Origin of the sequence: Streptomyces sp. NBC_01217 (genome assembly GCF_035994185.1) — a bacterium.
Taxonomy (GTDB): Bacteria; Actinomycetota; Actinomycetes; order Streptomycetales; family Streptomycetaceae; genus Streptomyces.
On the sequence record NZ_CP108538.1, the window covers coordinates 805,886 to 821,690 of the forward strand.

The 15,805-nt window shown below is 71.0% G+C and carries 15 protein-coding genes and 1 pseudogene; 5 read left to right on the forward strand and 11 right to left on the reverse strand.

All coding sequences use genetic code 11. The features are described from left to right. Window positions 1-38: 38 nt before the first annotated feature. The 3 genes and pseudogenes from glsA to OG507_RS03295 form a co-directional block, all read right to left on the reverse strand. A pseudogene (glsA, locus tag OG507_RS03285) lies at window positions 39-1,387 on the reverse strand (glutaminase A). 12 nt (window positions 1,388-1,399) lie between these two features. Further along, window positions 1,400-1,966, reverse strand: a complete 567-nt coding sequence (locus OG507_RS03290) for a hypothetical protein (RefSeq protein ID WP_327365597.1) — start codon at window positions 1,964-1,966, stop codon at window positions 1,400-1,402. Window positions 1,967-2,109: 143 nt separating this feature from the next. Then, window positions 2,110-2,604 carry a DUF1269 domain-containing protein gene (locus OG507_RS03295; protein WP_327365598.1) on the reverse strand — a complete coding sequence of 165 codons (495 nt, stop codon included), beginning with the start codon at window positions 2,602-2,604 and terminating at the stop codon, window positions 2,110-2,112. Between the two features lie 128 nt (window positions 2,605-2,732). Here OG507_RS03295 and OG507_RS03300 point away from each other — a divergent pair, with 128 nt between their 5' ends. Together OG507_RS03300 and OG507_RS03305 are read left to right on the forward strand one after the other, a co-directional pair. Beyond that, window positions 2,733-3,848 carry a baeRF3 domain-containing protein gene (locus tag OG507_RS03300; protein WP_327365599.1) on the forward strand — a complete coding sequence of 372 codons (1,116 nt, stop codon included), beginning with the start codon at window positions 2,733-2,735 and terminating at the stop codon, window positions 3,846-3,848. Window positions 3,849-3,950: 102 nt separating this feature from the next. Then, window positions 3,951-4,274: a plasmid stabilization protein gene (locus tag OG507_RS03305; RefSeq protein ID WP_327365600.1), complete on the forward strand. Its 324-nt coding sequence runs from the start codon at window positions 3,951-3,953 to the stop codon at window positions 4,272-4,274. Between the two features lie 33 nt (window positions 4,275-4,307). Here the strand turns inward: OG507_RS03305 and OG507_RS03310 are convergent, their stop codons facing one another. The 7 genes from OG507_RS03310 to OG507_RS03340 all read right to left on the reverse strand — a co-directional run bounded on the left by OG507_RS03310 (window position 4,308) and on the right by OG507_RS03340 (window position 13,198). After that, window positions 4,308-6,695: a phosphoketolase family protein gene (locus OG507_RS03310; RefSeq protein ID WP_327365601.1), complete on the reverse strand. Its 2,388-nt coding sequence runs from the start codon at window positions 6,693-6,695 to the stop codon at window positions 4,308-4,310. A 9-nt stretch (window positions 6,696-6,704) separates the two neighbouring features. Beyond that, a complete protein-coding gene (locus tag OG507_RS03315; protein ID WP_327365602.1) occupies window positions 6,705-8,129 on the reverse strand; it encodes an NADP-dependent succinic semialdehyde dehydrogenase in 1,425 nt (474 codons plus the stop codon). Window positions 8,130-8,314: 185 nt separating this feature from the next. Further along, entirely contained in the window at window positions 8,315-8,824 is a 510-nt protein-coding gene (locus OG507_RS03320; RefSeq protein ID WP_327365603.1) for an ATP-binding protein, read from the reverse strand. 176 nt (window positions 8,825-9,000) lie between these two features. Beyond that, window positions 9,001-11,100: a xanthine dehydrogenase family protein molybdopterin-binding subunit gene (locus OG507_RS03325; RefSeq protein WP_327365604.1), complete on the reverse strand. Its 2,100-nt coding sequence runs from the start codon at window positions 11,098-11,100 to the stop codon at window positions 9,001-9,003. 64 nt (window positions 11,101-11,164) lie between these two features. Further along, window positions 11,165-12,151, reverse strand: coding sequence for an FAD binding domain-containing protein (locus OG507_RS03330; protein WP_327365605.1), 987 nt, complete (start codon window positions 12,149-12,151; stop codon window positions 11,165-11,167). Beyond that, a complete protein-coding gene (locus OG507_RS03335) occupies window positions 12,148-12,714 on the reverse strand; it encodes a 2Fe-2S iron-sulfur cluster-binding protein (RefSeq protein WP_327365606.1) in 567 nt (188 codons plus the stop codon). The genes OG507_RS03330 and OG507_RS03335 overlap by 4 nt, the downstream gene beginning before the upstream one ends. A 64-nt stretch (window positions 12,715-12,778) precedes the next feature. Beyond that, window positions 12,779-13,198 (reverse strand): hypothetical protein, encoded by a 420-nt coding sequence (locus tag OG507_RS03340; protein WP_327365607.1) that lies wholly within the window; start codon window positions 13,196-13,198, stop codon window positions 12,779-12,781. Between the two features lie 146 nt (window positions 13,199-13,344). On the opposite strand from OG507_RS03340, the gene OG507_RS03345 reads away from it, so the two are divergent. The 3 genes from OG507_RS03345 (at window position 13,345) to OG507_RS03355 (ending at window position 15,213) form a co-directional block, all read left to right on the forward strand. After that, window positions 13,345-13,677 carry a DUF6479 family protein gene (locus OG507_RS03345; protein ID WP_327365608.1) on the forward strand — a complete coding sequence of 111 codons (333 nt, stop codon included), beginning with the start codon at window positions 13,345-13,347 and terminating at the stop codon, window positions 13,675-13,677. A 161-nt stretch (window positions 13,678-13,838) separates the two neighbouring features. Further along, window positions 13,839-14,666, forward strand: coding sequence for a VOC family protein (locus tag OG507_RS03350; protein WP_327365610.1), 828 nt, complete (start codon window positions 13,839-13,841; stop codon window positions 14,664-14,666). A gap of 157 nt (window positions 14,667-14,823) precedes the next feature. Then, on the forward strand, window positions 14,824-15,213 hold the full coding sequence (locus tag OG507_RS03355; RefSeq protein WP_327365611.1) for a VOC family protein: 390 nt from the start codon (window positions 14,824-14,826) through the stop codon (window positions 15,211-15,213). A 73-nt stretch (window positions 15,214-15,286) separates the two neighbouring features. On the opposite strand, the gene OG507_RS03360 is transcribed toward OG507_RS03355, so the two are convergent. Beyond that, window positions 15,287-15,778 (reverse strand): GNAT family N-acetyltransferase, encoded by a 492-nt coding sequence (locus OG507_RS03360; protein ID WP_327365612.1) that lies wholly within the window; start codon window positions 15,776-15,778, stop codon window positions 15,287-15,289. Window positions 15,779-15,805 lie beyond the last annotated feature (27 nt).

Here is a 15,805-nt window from a genome sequence, read left to right on the forward strand (position 1 = left end):
TCAGCCCATCCGGTAGTCGAGCGGGCTCCCGCCCCGGTTCAGCCGTCCAGGCCGCTCGCGCACCAGGCCACGGCGTCCTCGCGGGAGACGAAGGGCCGAAGGGCCGTATGTCCCTGCTCCCCGGTGCCGGGGGGCAGGGACAGACGGCCGGCCGGGTCGGCCACGGCGGTGCGCAGACCGCCGTCCACGAGCCGGCTCAGCCCCCTGCGCAGCACCGCCCGGGCCACCGAGTCGATGTCGGTCACCTGCCGCAGGTCCAGCACCACGGACCCCGTCCCGCTCGGTCGTGACTCGTCCAGGGCGTACAGCACCCGCTCGGCGGCGGTGAAGTCGAGGGCGCCCTGGGCGGCGACGACCGCGACCCGTTCACGCAGGGCGCGCTCCCGTGGCCCCGCCCGGGCGGACGGCAGATCGTCGGCCGTGGTGACCAGGGTGACGGTGGACGCGGCCAGTGCCGGATTGTGCATCAGATGCAGGCCGAGCCGCTCGGAGAGCGCCCCGAGCGCGGCACGCCCGCGTACGGAGGTGCCGGTCGGGTCCAGCAGTGGGCTATAGGTCGCCAGACCGAACCGGGCGGGGCCCGAGGCGATCAGTCCGCCCGACACACCGCTCTTCGCAGGCAGCCCCACCCGTAGCAGCCAGTCCCCCGAGGCGTCGTACATCCCGCAGGTCGCCATCACGGCCAGCACCTGGGCCGCGACAGGCTCCGAGACCACTTCGTCGCCGGTGAGCGGGTTGACGCCGCCGTGCGCGAGGGTCGCGGCCATCGCGGCGAGGTCCAGTGTGGTGACCCGTACCGCGCACTGCCTGAAGTACGTCTCCACCGCCGCCACCGGGTCGACGGGCAGCCGGCCCGCGCTGCGGATCAGGTAGGCGAGGGCGCGGTTGCGGTCGCCGGTGACCGCCTCGGAGGCGTACACCTGCTCGTCGACGTCCAGCCGCCGTCCGGCGAACCGGCTGAGGCAGTCGAGGATGCGGCCGAATCCCGGGGCGTCGGGAGTGTCCGGGATCAGCGCGGTGGTGACGATGGCACCCGCGTTGACCATGGCGTTGTCGGGCCGCCCCGTGACCGGTTCCAGGCTGATGGCGTTGTATGCCTCGCCGCTGGGCTCGGCGTTCACCCAGCGGCCGACCTCGTCGAGCCCGAGGACGGACAGGGCCAGGGCGTAGACGAACGGCTTCGACACGGACTGCAGGTGAACGTGGCGTCGGCGTCACCCGTGCTGTAGCGGTGGCCGTCCATGCTGATCAGCGCCAGGCCGAACGCATCCGGGTCGGCCAGCGCCAGTTGTGGGATGTAGTCGGCGAGTTGGCCGTCCCGCAGCCCGGCGAACCGCGTGTGCAGTTCGCGCAGGGCGTCGGTGACGGCTTCGGCTGCGGCGCTCACCCGGCCCGGCCGTCAGCCGCGCTCGGCCTGGGCGATCCGGGGGAACGTCTTGACGCCCGCCGCCTTGCTGCTGTTGGCGTGCTGGCTTACGGTCCGCCCCGGCGGGGCGTCCGCGAAGCCGACCACCACGGAGTCGAGCACCTTCCCCGACGCGTCGACGAACTCCACCTTGACGGCATAGAAGGCGGCTTTGTCCGTGGGGTTGGTGACCCGGACGAGGGCGCTGCGGAACTGCTCGGACGTCACGACCGGCAGCCCCGACACCGAGACGTCCCCGGCCCCGTTGCCCCGCCCCTGGACGCCGGCCAGCAGCTTGACGGCCTGCTGGCGGTTGCGCTCGGTGGCGGCGGAGACCGAGGCCGCGAATTCCTGCTGGGTGCGCGAACTGGGGCTCGCGGACGGGGTCATGGCCGGTTCCGGCGACACCGTGCGGATGCTCCTGGCCGTGCCCTGCGAGGAGGTGTCGGAATCGCCGCAGGCGGCGGTACCGGCGATGATCACCCCGGCCAGCACGGCTGGGGCGAGGTTTCGGGCTGCGCGGCCGCCGAGGGCGTACCGCAAGGGGCTGGTCGGGTTCACGGACGCTCCGTCTGCTCTGAAGGGCGTATCGAAAGGGCCTATCGAAAGGGCGTTAGTAAGAAGTGAGGCAGGGAGAGAGGCAGAGGGGAGGGTGAGGCACAGCCGGTGCGGGCGCCCCGGACCGGCTGTGCTCCCCCGGCCGGTCAGGCCGCGTCCTCGCCGAAGATCTCGCGCAGCCGCGCCTCGCTCTGCGCGTCCAGATTGCTGTGCAGCAGCTCGGCACCGCCCTCGGGCAGCGCTTCGCTGATCCGGTCGGGCACCTCGTTCATCGTCAGCAGGAACAGCGCCGAAGTCCCGGGCGTCACCTTCTCCTTGACCTCGGCGATGAAGTCGTCGTCGATGCCGACATCGGCCAGCTTGCCGCCCAGCGCCCCGGCCGCCGCGCCGATCGCGGCGCCCAGCAGCGGCATCAGGAAGATCAGTCCGAAGAGCATCCCCCAGAACGTGCCGCTCAGTGCGCCGGCGCCGACCAGGTTGATCAACTGCTTGGTCCTGGGCTTCGCCCGGTCCACGGGCCAGCTGACCACGGCCGCGTCGAGGATCTTGATCAGCCCTTCCTTCTGGAGGGACTTGAGCGTGGCCTCCACGGTCTCCGCACCCTCCGCGGACTGGAACTTCCACACGGTGAGCGTGGACATCGCACATACCTCCTGAGACCGATGACGAATAACTCGCCCATATTAGGATGAAAAGGTATGAATTGACTCATCGAGATCACCCGCTTCACTCGGGAGCGGATGCCGGACGAAGCCCCTGGGAGGCAACGATGGATACGGACGCCCTCACCGCCCGCCTGTTGCAGGAACTGCGGGCGGCCAAGCCCTATCCGGCCCTGTCCCTGACCATGCCGACGCACCGCCGCGCCAGGGACAGTGCCCAGGACGCCGTACGGCTGCGCAATCTGGCGGCCGAGGCCATCAGCCGACTGGAGGCGGATCCCACGGTCTCCCGCGAGGCCCGCACCGCCCTCAAGGAACAGCTCGACCGGGCGGTCACCGAGGTCGACCCCCGCCAGGCGCTGGACGCCCTGGTCGTCCTCGTCACCGGCGACGAGCACCAGATCTGGCATCTTCCCCGTACGGCACCCGAGCGGGTGGTGCTCAGCGACACATACCTGACCCGCAACCTGGTCGCGGCGAAGGCCCAGGCCCAGCCGTTCTGGGCACTCACCGTGTCGGGCGGGCACGCCGCCCTGTGGAGCGGCACGGCGGACGTCCTGCACGAGGAGCGGACCGGCGGGTTCCCGCTGACGGCTCCGCGGGAGGCGCCCAACCCGCAGCGCGAGGAGCGGATCGGCGACACCCCGAGCACCTTCAGTGACGAGGAGACGCGCAACTTCCTGCGCACCGTCGACGAGAAGCTGCGTGCGGTGCTGGCCGCGGACCCGCGTCCGCTGTACCTGGTCGGCCTCGCCCCCGCGCTCGCCATGCTGGACGAGGTGGGGGAGTGCGCCAGGTCGGCCGTCGGCCGGGTCACCAAGGGCGTACCGGCCGACATGACGCCGAGCGAGTTGCTCAAGGAGCTGCGGCCCGCGCTGGACGAACGGCAGCGGCGGTTCTCGGCGGAGATCGACGGCAAGCTGGACGAAGCGCGCGGCCGCCGTGCCTTCGCCGGTGGTCTCGACGAGGTATGGGCCGCGGTACGCGAGGGCCGCGCCGGGCTGGTCGCGGTGGAGGAGCACTTCCAGCAGACGGTACGGGAGACGGCCGAGCACCTCGAACCGGTGAGCGACGCGGCCGCGGACCCCGCGGACCGCTCGGTCCGTGAGGACATCGTCGACGAGCTCGTCGAGGCGGCATTGGACAGCGGCACCGACGTGGTCTTCCTCGCGGACGACTCGCTCGCGGAGCACGGACGGATCGCGGCAGCTCTGCGCTACTAGAGCGGCCCCGCGCCACTGAGCGGGCCGGCAGCACGCCGTACACCCACGCCCCGGTACGCGACCGCGTCCCGGGGCGGCCCCAGGGAAAGGAGTGACCCCACCATGCCACGCGGATCCGACGCCAGACGGGAACGGCAGTACGAGCACATCAAGGAGAGCGCGCAGGAGCGCGGGGTCAGCGAGGAGCGGGCCGAGGAGATCGCGGCCCGTACGGTCAACAAGGCGCGCGCCCGCGCCGGTGAGTCGCGGACCGCGAGCCGTACCTCCATCGAGGACATGTCGTCCGCCCGCCGTGCCGCTCTGCGTTCGCGCAGCGGCGCCGAGGGGCCGACGCGCGACCAGCTCTACGAAGAGGCTCGGAAGAAGAACGTCCACGGGCGTTCACACATGACGAAGGCCCAGCTGGCACGTGCGGTCGGCCGCTGAGCCCACGTCACGGTAACCGGACCCGGGGCGGTGTCAGCCGCTCCAGGTCCAGTCGGCCACCTCGGGCAGGTCGGTGCCGTATTCACGGATCCAGGCGTGGTGGCGGGTGCGGACGTCCGCCATCGCCTGGCGCACCGCCACGGCGCGAACGCCCAGGCCCGGCACCCGGTCGATGACGTCCATGACCAGCCGGTAGCGGTCCAGGTCGTTGCGGACCACCATGTCGAAGGGCGTGGTGGTGGTGCCCCTCTCCTTGTAGCCCCGCACATGCAGGTGGGCATGGCCGGCCCGCCGGTAGGCCAGCCGGTGGATCAGCCACGGGTAGCCGTGGTAGGCGAAGATCACCGGGGCGTTCCTGGTGAACACCGCGTCGTACTCGGAGTCCGGCATTCCGTGCGGGTGCTCCCCCTGGGGCAGCAGCCGCGCCATGTCGACCACATTGACCACGCGTACGGCCAGTTCCGGCAGATGCCTGCGCAGCAGATCGGCTGCCGCCAGGATCTCCAGCGTGGGTACGTCACCGGCGCAGGCGAGCACCACATCGGGTTCGCGGCTGCCGTCCTCCGTGCCCGCCCACTCCCAGACACCGGCTCCGCGGGCGCAGTGCGCGCGGGCCTCGTCCATGGTGAGCCAGTCGAAGCTCGGCTGTTTGCCGGCCACGATGACATTGACGTAGTCGCGGCTGCGCAGTGCGTGGTCGGCGACGGAGAGCAGGGTGTTGGTGTCCGGCGGCAGATAGACCCGCACGACCTCGGGGCTCTTGTTGAGGATGTGGTCGACGAAGCCGGGGTCCTGGTGGGAGAAGCCGTTGTGGTCCTGGCGCCAGACGTGCGAGGTGAGCAGGTAGTTGAGCGAGGCGATGGGGCGGCGCCAGGGCAGCGCGCGGGAGGTCCTGAGCCATTTGATGTGCTGGTTGACCATCGAGTCGACGATGTGGGCGAAGGCCTCGTAGCAGGAGAAGAGGCCGTGCCGGCCGGTCAGGAGATAGCCCTCCAGCCAGCCCTGGCACAGATGCTCGGAGAGCACCTCCATGACGCGTCCGTCACGGGTGAGGTGCTCGTCGGTCGGCAGGATGCGTTCCTGCCATGTCTTGCCGGTGGCCTCATAGAGGGCGTCGAGCCGGTTCGACGCGGTTTCGTCGGGGCCCACGACCCGGAAGTCCCGGCGTTCGGCGGTGGCGGCCATGACGGCCTCCAGCAGTCCGCCGAGCACCCGGGTCGGCTCGTGCAGCACGGTGCCGGGGCTGTCGACCTGGACGGCATGCTCGTCCAGCGGCGGGATGGGCAGATCCCGCAGGAGCAGACCGCCGTTGGCGTACGGGGTCGCGCCGAGCCGGGCGGTGCCCTCGGGCACGCAGTCGAGCACCTGGGCGGTGGGGCGCCCCGAGCAGTCGAAGAGTTCCTCGGGACGGTAGGAGCGCATCCACGCCTCCAGCTGGCGCAGATGGTCGGGGTTGTCGCGGACGCCGGGCAGCGGTACCTGGTGGGCGCGCCAGGTACCTTCGACGGGCACCCCGTCGACCTCGGCGGGGCCGGTCCAGCCCTTGGGGGTGCGCAGCACGATCATCGGCCAGTGCGGGCGTTCGGTGTCGCCGCCGCTGCGGGCGGCGGTCTGGAGTTCCCGGATGCGGTCGACGGCCCGGTCCATCGCGGCGGCCATCGCCCGGTGCACGGTGAGGGGGTCGTCGCCGCCGACGTACAGGGGGTCGTGTCCGTAGCCGCGCAGCAGGGCGTCGAGTTCCGTCTCGGGGAGGCGGGCGAGCACCGTCGGGTTGGCGATCTTGTAGCCGTTGAGATGGAGGACGGGCAGGACGGCTCCGTCGTGCACCGGGTCGAGGAATTTGTTGGAGTGCCAGGACGCGGCGAGCGGTCCTGTCTCTGCCTCGCCGTCCCCGATGACGCAGGTGACGAGCAGCTGCGGGTGGTCGAGGGCGGCACCGTAGGCGTGGGTGAGGGCGTAGCCGAGTTCGCCGCCCTCGTGGATGGAACCGGGGGTCTCCGGTGCCACATGGCTGGGTACCCCGCCGGGGAAGGAGAACTGTTTGAACAGCAGCCCCATCCCCTGGGCGTCGCGGCTGACGTCGGGGTACGTCTCCGAGTAGCTGCCCTCCAGCCAGGAGTTGGCGAGGACGGCGGGTCCGCCGTGGCCGGGCCCCCAGACGCACAGGCCGTGGATTGCGCGGGACTTGATGATCCGGTTGAAGTGGGTGTGGACCAGGTTCAGTCCGGGTGAGGTGCCCCAGTGGCCGAGCAGGCGGGGCTTGATGTGCTCCGGGGCGAGCGGCTGGGTCAGGAGCGGGTTGGCCATCAGATAGATCTGGCCGACGGCGAGATAGTTGGCGGCCCGCCAGTGCGCGTCGAGTGCCTCGATCTCCTCGTCGGTGGGGCCGGGTGTCGCTGCCGGGTGGGCGGCATGACTCATCTGTGTCTCCTAGGACGTGGCGCCGACGGGCTCGGGGCCGTACCAGACCGTGGTCGCGTTGCAGAATTCGCGGATGCCGTGCCCGGCGAGTTCGCGTCCGTAGCCGGAGCGCTTCACGCCGCCGAAGGGCAGCGCGGGATGGGACGCCGTCATGCCGTTGAAGAAGACACCGCCCGCCTCCAGATCGCGCACACAGCGACGGGCCTCGTCGGCGTCGCGGGTCCATACGTTGGAGCTCAGGCCGAAGGGGCTGTCGTTGGCGAGCGCCACGGCTTCGTCCAGTCCCTCGACGCGGTAGAGCGTGGCGACGGGGCCGAAGGTCTCCTCGCGGTGGATGCGCATGGCGGGCGTGATCCCGGTGAGGACTGTGGGGGCGTAGAACCAGCCCCGTTCCAGCACCGGGCCCAGCCCTTCGGGCCGGCCGCCGCCGCACAGCGCGGTCGCGCCGCGCCGTACCGCGTCGCCCACCAGTTCTTCCAGGTCGGCGCGGCCCTGTTCGCTCGAGAGCGGTCCGACGTCGGTGGATTCCTCCAGCGGGTCGCCGACCGTCAGATCGCGCATGCCCACGGTGAACCGCTCGGCGAATTCCTCGTACACCTCCGTGTGCACGATAAACCGTTTGGCGGCGATGCAGGACTGGCCGTTGTTCTGCACCCGGGCGGTCACCGCGGTGCGGGCGGCCCTGGCGACGTCCGCCGACGGCATGACGAGATACGGGTCGCTGCCGCCGAGTTCCAGGACGGTGTGCTTCACCTCGTCGCCCGCGATCGCCGCGACCGAGCGCCCGGCCGGTTCGCTGCCGGTGAGGGTGGCGGCGGCGACCCTGCTGTCGCGCAGGATCGATTCGACCGCTCCGGATCCCACGAGCAGTGTCTGGAAGCATCCCTCCGGGAATCCGGCGCGGCGGAACAGGAGTTCCAGATACATCGCCGTCTGCGGGACGTTGGACGCGTGCTTGAGCAGGCCGACGTTTCCGGCCATCAGCGCGGGGGCCGCGAAGCGTACGACCTGCCAGAGCGGGAAGTTCCACGGCATCACGGCGAGGACAACGCCCAGCGGCCGGTAGTGGACATAGGCCCTGGAGGCTCCAGCGTCCCGCACATCGGCGGCCGGCGGATGCTCGTCCGCGAGGAGTTCCTCGGCGTGGGCCGCGTACCAGCGCATCGCCTTCACACACTTGGCGGCCTCCGCGCGAGCCGCCTTGAGGGGTTTGCCCATCTCGATGGTCATGGTGCGCGCGATGTCCTGCTGGTCCTCTTCGAGCATACCGGCGGCCTCGTTCAGCAGCCCGGCCCGCTCGTCGAATCCGGTGGTGCGGTACTGCCGGAACGCGGTGACGGCGGCGTCGAGCTTCTGCTCGATCTCCGCCGCTCCCAGTGGGTCGAACGTTCTGAGGGTCTCGCCGTTCGCGGGGTTGACCGTCGCGATGGGCATGACTGTGGACTCCTTGCCTCGGTACTTCGACGGTGCAGCACCGCGCGCCGTGCCGCAACGCGGGCCCTGCCGGGCAGATACCCGACCGGCGCGGACCGTGCGTGCGGTGTGCACGCCGTCCGCGCCGGGAGGGTGAAGCGTTCAGCGGGTACGGAAGCCGGCAGTACCGGCCCTGGCCGCCCTCCTCAGACGAGAGCGGGGGCGCAGTCGGATGCCGTCGCCGGTTCGGATACGGGCTCCGGGACGACCACGGGCGGGCGGAGGGACTCGCAAACACCGGGCAGCGGCGCCGACGGCAACAGCTCGACGGTGCGGGGCTCCTTCGCGTACCGGGTGAACCAGACGACTTTGCCCTCGGCCGTGCGGCAGGTGCCCCAGCTGTCACTCAGGGCCATGACGCGGCTGAGACCGCCACCGCCGGTGCTGAGCAGCCGCGGCATCTCGGAGCCGTTGTCGGCGACGGAGACCGTGAGATGCCGCCCGGACCAGCGGAGTTCGACGACGCAGTTGTTGTCGTCACCGACATGCCGCTGGACGTTGGTCAGCAGCTCCTCCACACCCCGGCACACCGGCCGGATATGAAGTTCTAGGCTCCAGTGGCGAAGGTGCGCGGCGATGATCCGCCGCAACTGCGAAACACGCTCTGCCGAAACCTGGAGTTCGACCAGATAGTGCCGGTCGAGTTGAACGGTCATCGTCGAGGCTCCTCACATCGAGGCCCACTTTGACTTCGCCTCATTGAACCAACGACCCCCGAATCACGAAGAGTGAGCAGATGTCACTTCTGGGTCACTCAACAGGGTGACCCCGCAGAGCCGGATGCGCAACACAAGGGCCTGCGGCCCGGCCGCGCAGGGGGCATCCGCCCAGGTCAGAGCAGATACGGCAACAGTGTGTCAGGGGTGAGGGGAAGGCTGCGCAGCCTTACGCCGGTGGCGTGCCGGACGGCGTTGCCGACAGCCGCCGCAGCACCGACGATGCCGATCTCGCCGATACCCTTGCTGCCCATCGGGTTGAGATGCGGGTCGTCCTCGTCGATCCAGTGCGCCTCGATCTCCGGTACGTCGGCGTTGACCGGCACATGATAGGAGGCGAGATCACGCTCGGTGAAGTCGCCGAATACCGGGTCGATGGTGCTGCCCTCGGTCAGGGCCATGCCGATTCCCATGGTCATTGCGCCGATGAACTGGGAGCGCGCGGTACGGGAGTTGAGGATGTGTCCGGCGGCGAAGACGCCCAGCATCCGGCGCACCCGCACTTCTCCGGTGCGGGAGTCGACGGCGACCTCGGCGAACTGCGCGCCGAACGCATGCCGTGCGTACGGGAAGGGCCCCGAGGTCTCCCGTGCGGTGTCCGCGAAGACCGTCAGTCCCTCGGCGGGGAGGGGCCCTGTGTGCTCGCCCAGCCGGGCCAGGAGGGCGGTGGACGCCTTGTGCACGGACCAGCCCCAGGAGCCCGTGCCCGAGGAGCCGCCTGCCATCGGCGCGTCGGGCAGGTCGCTGCTGCCGATCTCGATCCGGACGTTCTCCACCGGGGTGTCCAGCGCAAGGGCCGCGATCTGCGTGAGCACGGTGCGGGCGCCGGTGCCGATGTCGGTGGCGTTGACCTGAATGCGGTACGAGCCGTCGGGTGCCGCGTGCGCCGAGGCGTTGGAGGCGGCGAGGTACACGGGGTACGTGGAGGAGGCGACGCCCGTGCCGATCAGCAGCGGCCCCTCCTCGCGGATCGCGGGGCGCGGGTCGCGGTCGTACCAGCCGAAGCGTGCGGCACCCGCCTCCAGACACGCGGCGAGGCCGCGGCTGCTGAACTCACGGCCGGAGTCCGGCTCGTCGGCCGGGTCGTTGCGCAGACGCAGTTCGACGGGGTCCATGCCGAGGGCCGTGGCGAGTTCGTCCATGGCGGACTCCAGCGCGTACATGCCCGGGGCTTCGCCCGGTGCGCGCATCCAGGAGGGGGTCGGCACATCCAGGGCGGTCACCCGGTGGGTGGTACGGCTGTGCGCGGACCCGTACATGACGCGGGTCACCACGGCCGCCTGCTCCACGAACTCATTGACGGTGGAGGTCTGGGTGATGACGTCGTGGGCGACCGTGGTGAGGGTGCCGTCGAGTTCGGCGCCGAGCCGGATGTGGTGCACGGTGGGGGGCCGGTGGCCGACCACGGCGGCCAACTGACGGCGTGGCAGGACGACCTTGACGGGGTGTCCGGTGTGCCGGGCGGCCATGGCGGCCAGGATGACGTGCGGGCGCGCGGTGCCCTTGCTGCCGAAGCCGCCGCCGACGTGTTCGCAGACCACGGTGACCTGCTGCGGCCGGAGTCCGAAGGCGGCGGCGAGGCTGTCGCGTACCGCGGTGGAGCCCTGACTCGTGTCGTGAACGGTCAGCCGCCCGTCCTGCGTCCACTGTGCCACGGCGGCGTGCGGCTCCATGGGGTGGTTGTGCAGGGCGCCGACGGTGTAGGTGGCGTCCAGCTGTACGGGTGCCACGTCGAAGGCCCGGTCGGCGTCGCCGCGTTCGCGGACCGCCGGGTAGCCGCCGTTGACGGCCTGCGGGACGTACAGCCCGGGATCGTCCTCGGACAGGACGACATCGTGCCCGGTGGCCTCGTACACGATCTCCAGCGCCCGGGCCCCGGCGCGGGCCTGCTCGAGCGTGTCGGCCACCACGAGCGCGATGTGCCAGCCCCAGTGCGGGATCCGGTCGTTCTGGAGGACGGCGAGGATCGGGTCGTCCGGCCCCTTCAGCGACGGGGCGTTGTCGTGGGTGAGGACGGCGTGCACGCCCGGCAGGGCCAGTGCCTCGTCGGCGCGGACGGCGCTGACACGGCCGCGGGCGATCGTGGCGGGGACGGGCCAGCCGTGCAGACAGCCCGGCGGGGTGTGCTCGGCGGCGTATCGGGCGATGCCCGTGACCTTGTCCCGGCCCTCGAGGCGTACGACGGGGCTGCCCAGTGATGGAGGGGCCTGGCTCATGACGGGGTCCTCACGTCTGCGGATCGGCTGCGGGTCGGCTGCGGGTCGGCGTATCTGCGGATGCTCAGCTGTCGGCGGCCAGTTCGGCCAGCGCGTCGACGGCCAGGCTGCGGGCGAGGCCCACCTTGAACGCGTTGTCGCGCAGCGGCCGGGCCGCGGCGAGTTCGGCGTCCACGGCCCGGGCGAAGGTCGCCTCGGTGGCCGGTGCGCCCCGGAGCGCGTCCTCTGCGGTGTGCGCGCGCCAGGGCTGGTGGGCGAGCCCGCCGAAGGCGAGCGCCGCATGCTCGATCCGGCCGTCGCGGACGCTCAGTACCGCGGCGACGGACGCGAGGGCGAACGCGAACGAGGCGCGGTCGCGGGCCTTGCGGTAGAGGGAGCCGGCGCCGTCCGGGCGCGGCGGCAGGACCACTTCGGTGATGAGCTCGCCCGCCCCGATCTCGGTGTCCCGGTGCGGGGTGTCGCCCGGCAGCCGGTGGAATTCGGTGGCGGACACGGTCCGTTCGCCGTCCGGCCCGTGCAGCTTGACGGTGGCGTCGAGGGCGGCCAGGGCGACGGCCATGTCGGACGGGTGAGTGGCTACGCAGTGCTCGGAGTGGCCGAGCACCGCGAGATCGCGGTGGGCGCCTTCGACGGCGGGGCAGCCGGTGCCCGGCTCCCGCTTGTTGCACGGCTTGGAGGTGTCCTGGAAGTAGGAGCAGCGGGTGCGCTGGAGCAGGTTGCCACCGGTCGTCGCGGTGTTGCGGAGCTGCCCGGACGCACCGGAAAGCAGTGCCTGCGACAGGGCGGGGTAGCGGGTGCGTACCGCGCGATGGGCGGCCAGGTCGCTGTTGCGCACGGTCGCACCGATGCGCAGTCCGCCGTCGTCGGTGTCGGCCACCTGGTCCAGGGGCAGTCGGCTGATGTCGATGAGCAGGCCGGGGGTTTCCACTCCGAGCTTCATCAGGTCGACGAGGTTCGTGCCGCCGCCGAGGAATCCGGCGCCGGGGTGGGCGGAGCTCTCACGGACCGCTTCGGCGGTGGTTCGGGCGCGGAGGTAGGCGAAGGGTTTCACGGCGCCACGTCCTCGATCGCCTCGACGATACGGGGGTAGGCGCCGCAGCGGCACAGGTTGCCGCTCATCCGCTCGCGGATCTCGGGGGCGTCGAGCGGCGCGGGGGTGGATACGGGTGCGGTGCGCGCGGTGGCGTGGGACGGAAAGCCGTCCGCCGCCTCGCCGAGCATGCCGACGGCCGAGCAGATCTGGCCGGGCGTGCAGTAGCCGCACTGCAGGGCGTCACGGTCCAGGAAGGCTTCCTGGAGGGGGTGGAGCCGGTCGCCGTCGGCGAGGCCCTCGACGGTGGTGATGCGGGCGCCGTCGTGGGCGACGGCGAGCAGCAGACAGCTGTTGGCGCGCCGCCCGTCGACGATGACGGTGCACGCCCCGCACTGTCCGTGGTCGCAGCCCTTCTTCGCGCCGATCAGGTCGACGTGTTCGCGCAGGGCGTCCAGGACCGTGGTGCGGTGATCGAGCGTCAGGGTCCGCTCGGTGCCGTTGATGTGCAGTGTCAGGGTGGAACGGTGGCCGCTTGCTCCCGGCTGTCGCGCACCGTCGTCCCGCCCGTGAGAGGGGTCCACTCACTCACGCCTTTCAGGGGTGGCCTTTTGCCCGCTTTCTACCAGATTTTCGACGCCTTCCGCTTCATTGCTCCGTCGCCGGGCCGTGGCTCTCCGGCCGGCTCCGCAGGCGCAGGCGCACCTCTTCCTCCTGGTCTCCGGAGACCGTCCCGACGACCTGTACGTCGAAGGCGTGCGCCAGGCTCCGCCGGAGCCGTTCGACCGCCCAGTAGCCGCCCTGCACGTCGAGCGACACGGGCGCGCCGAGCGAGACCGGCCCCGAGACCACCCTCCCCTCTGTGACATCGACGGTCGCCACCCATGCGGTGGGACGCTTCTCGGCGAGTTTCTCGGGTACGTCGACCGACGCCCGGTCGGTCGTGAAGGCGGCGCGCAGCGCATCGAAGACCATGCGCGCGTCGCCGGTGTCGCACCCGCTGATGACGACCGAAACCTCCTGGCCGTGCAGGCTCTCCTCCGTCTGCCTCTCCTTGATGCTGTTCACCGCGGTTCCCTCCGCTCGGCGCTGTGCTCATGGGGCCCCGCGGTTCGCCCGCGCGGGACCGAAACACTTTTAGCTTCATATCCACTTAAAACATGAATTCATTGCCTTTGCCGAGTGATGCCCTCGCCTCGGGGTATTCGGGAGGCATGGACGTATCGAACGGAGACCTCAGTTCACTGGCCCTCACGCTTGCCGACGGGCGGGGCGCGACCGGGGTGGTGATGGGCGTCGTCGGCGTGGTGCTGGTGGCTGTGCTGATCGGTGCCGTCTGGCTGGGAAAGCGGCGCCGGGCCCAGGAGCTGCCTCCACCGCGGCCCGACGAGCAGCCGCCGCAGCCGGACCACCGCAGCCATATCGAGCAGCGCGATGTCCATGGCGACGACAGCTTCCCGCCCGACGGGCGGGGCCTGTCCCCCTATGAGCTCGGCGACCACGGGAGCGAGACCATCCGTCGCGACAGCGACGAGCAGCGTGGCTGAGCTGCCGGACGCCGGGGGAGGCAGCCGCCTCACCCGATCGCCGCGGCGGGGTGCGCGGCGGGCGCCGCGTGTTGCGGGAGCAGCTGCCCGCGGTGAGGCTGGTGAGGCTCCGGCGGCCGCCGGCACGCGCAGGCCGCAGAACCGATGAAGGCAGTAGGACCATGACCGGAAGCCATCCCGGGGCGGCGTCGATGCCGGCACCGCTGACCGGATCCGCAGCGCCCTGCTGGGTCAATCTGATGACCCGCGACCTGGAATCGGCGCAGGAGTTCTACGCCGCCGTGCTGGGCTGGTCCTTCCGGCCGGGCAAGCTCGGGCAGGAGTTCTCCGTCGCCCGCCGCGGGGACGTTCCGGTCGCCGGTATCGGTGCGGTGGCGACCGCCTATCGGGTGGCCGTGGCCTGGACCCCCTACTTCGCCGTGTCCGACGCCGACGCGGCGGCCTCGCGCATCCGTGAGCGCAGCGGCACGGTCGCGGTGGGGCCGATGGCGCTCGGCAAGGGGCGCGGGGCGCTGGCGGCGGACCTCGACGGTGCGGTGTTCGGCATCTGGGAGCGTACCGAGCCCGCGACCTCACCCCCCGCACCGGACGGCCACTCGCACGCCTGGCTGCGGCTGCACACCAGGAACGCCTTCGACGCGGCGATCTTCTACGGCGGGGTGTTCGGCTGGGCGAGCGGAAACCCCGGGTGCTGCGAGGTGTCGTACGAGGGGGACGAGGTCATCGTCGACTGCGAGGGGCGTCAGCTCGCCCGGATCGGCTCCGGTGCGGTGGAAGCGGCCCCTGATCCGCTGGTCCGCCCGCACTGGCAGGTCTACTTCCCCGTCACCGATGTGGCGGCCACGGTCGAGACCGCGCGGAAGCACGGCGGCAGCCTGGTCGAGCAGCGACCGCTGGGCCAGGGCAGCGAGGCGACCCTCCTGGACCCGGACGGCGGCCTCTTCACCGTCACGGACGTCCAAAACCCCACCGCGGGCGATCACGGCTGAACGGACCGAGGTCACCGTTCATCTCCCCCACGGCTCGCGCAGGCGCTCGACGGGCGGTGCGACCCCGCCTAGGATCTTGAGTACGGCATCGCGCGCCGGTCACCGGCCGGGTGAGGCGTGGAGGTGCCCGTGAGATGCCCGTTGGAGGCATTCCACAGTGTCAGTCGATTTGAATCACACCATCATTCACGCCCGGGACAACCGGGAATCCGCCGAGTTCCTGGCGAACATACTGGGTCTGGAAGTCGGTGCGGAATGGGGCCCGTTCATCGCGGTCGCCACCGCCAACGGGGTCACCCTGGACTTCGCGACCATCCCCGAGGAATCGATCGTCGGGCAGCACTACGCCTTCCTCGTCTCGGAGGCGGAGTTCGACACGGCGTACGCCCGCATCAAGGAGCTCGGGATCACGTACTACGCGGATCCGCACCGCAAGCGTCCGGGCGAGATCAACCACAACGACGGCGGACGGGGTGTGTACTTCCTCGATCCCGTCGGTCACGCCATGGAGATCATCACACGTCCTTACGGTGGCTACACCTCGTAACACCACGTAGGTACGGGATCGAGGGTCCGGCCGGACTTCCCCCGCGGGTTCCGGTCGGCCCCTTTCCCGGTGCTCAGGCGATCGGCAGCAGCAGTTCGGGCCGGTCCCACATCACGGCGGGCGGATTGGCGGCAAGGGTGCCGGTCGGACGGGCCCCCACACTGCGGTAGAAGCCCTCGGCGGGCGGGTGCGAGACGATACGGACGCCGGTCAGGCCGGCGCGCAGCGCCTCTTCGCGCAGGTGCCCGATGAGCAGGCGCCCGATGCCGAGACCCTGTGCGTCATCGGCGACGAACATGAGGTCGAGTTCGGGCGGGGCGAGGACCAGCGAGTAGAAGCCGACGATCCGGTCGGTGCCGGGTTCGACGGCCGTGAAGACCTGGTGGGTCTCGATGTAGTCGGGCCCGACCCGGTATCCGGCGACCATCGGGGCGTAGGGCCCCTCATAGGCGCGCGAGGTCCTGACCAGCCTGGTGAGCCGCTTCGCGTCCCGCGCGGTCGCCCGCCTGATCCGGATGGCCCCGCCATCTGCCCCGCCGCCGGGTCGCGTAACGCTCGGTCTCATAGAGGGAGTATCACGCATCCGGATGCG

Excerpts from the sequence above, each read along its gene's own strand:
- OG507_RS03310 (WP_327365601.1), bottom strand. The coding sequence starts at position 6,695 with ATGAGTCATGCCGCCCACCCGGCAGCGACACCCGGCCCCACCGACGAG.
- OG507_RS03295 (WP_327365598.1), bottom strand. The coding sequence starts at position 2,604 with ATGTCCACGCTCACCGTGTGGAAGTTCCAGTCCGCGGAGGGTGCGGAG.
- OG507_RS03345 (WP_327365608.1), top strand. The coding sequence starts at position 13,345 with ATGGACGTATCGAACGGAGACCTCAGTTCACTGGCCCTCACGCTTGCC.
- OG507_RS03315 (WP_327365602.1), bottom strand. The coding sequence starts at position 8,129 with ATGCCCATCGCGACGGTCAACCCCGCGAACGGCGAGACCCTCAGAACG.
- OG507_RS03325 (WP_327365604.1), bottom strand. The coding sequence starts at position 11,100 with ATGAGCCAGGCCCCTCCATCACTGGGCAGCCCCGTCGTACGCCTCGAG.
- OG507_RS03305 (WP_327365600.1), top strand. The coding sequence starts at position 3,951 with ATGCCACGCGGATCCGACGCCAGACGGGAACGGCAGTACGAGCACATC.
- OG507_RS03320 (WP_327365603.1), bottom strand. The coding sequence starts at position 8,824 with ATGACCGTTCAACTCGACCGGCACTATCTGGTCGAACTCCAGGTTTCG.
- OG507_RS03300 (WP_327365599.1), top strand. The coding sequence starts at position 2,733 with ATGGATACGGACGCCCTCACCGCCCGCCTGTTGCAGGAACTGCGGGCG.
- OG507_RS03360 (WP_327365612.1), bottom strand. The coding sequence starts at position 15,778 with ATGAGACCGAGCGTTACGCGACCCGGCGGCGGGGCAGATGGCGGGGCC.
- OG507_RS03350 (WP_327365610.1), top strand. The coding sequence starts at position 13,839 with ATGACCGGAAGCCATCCCGGGGCGGCGTCGATGCCGGCACCGCTGACC.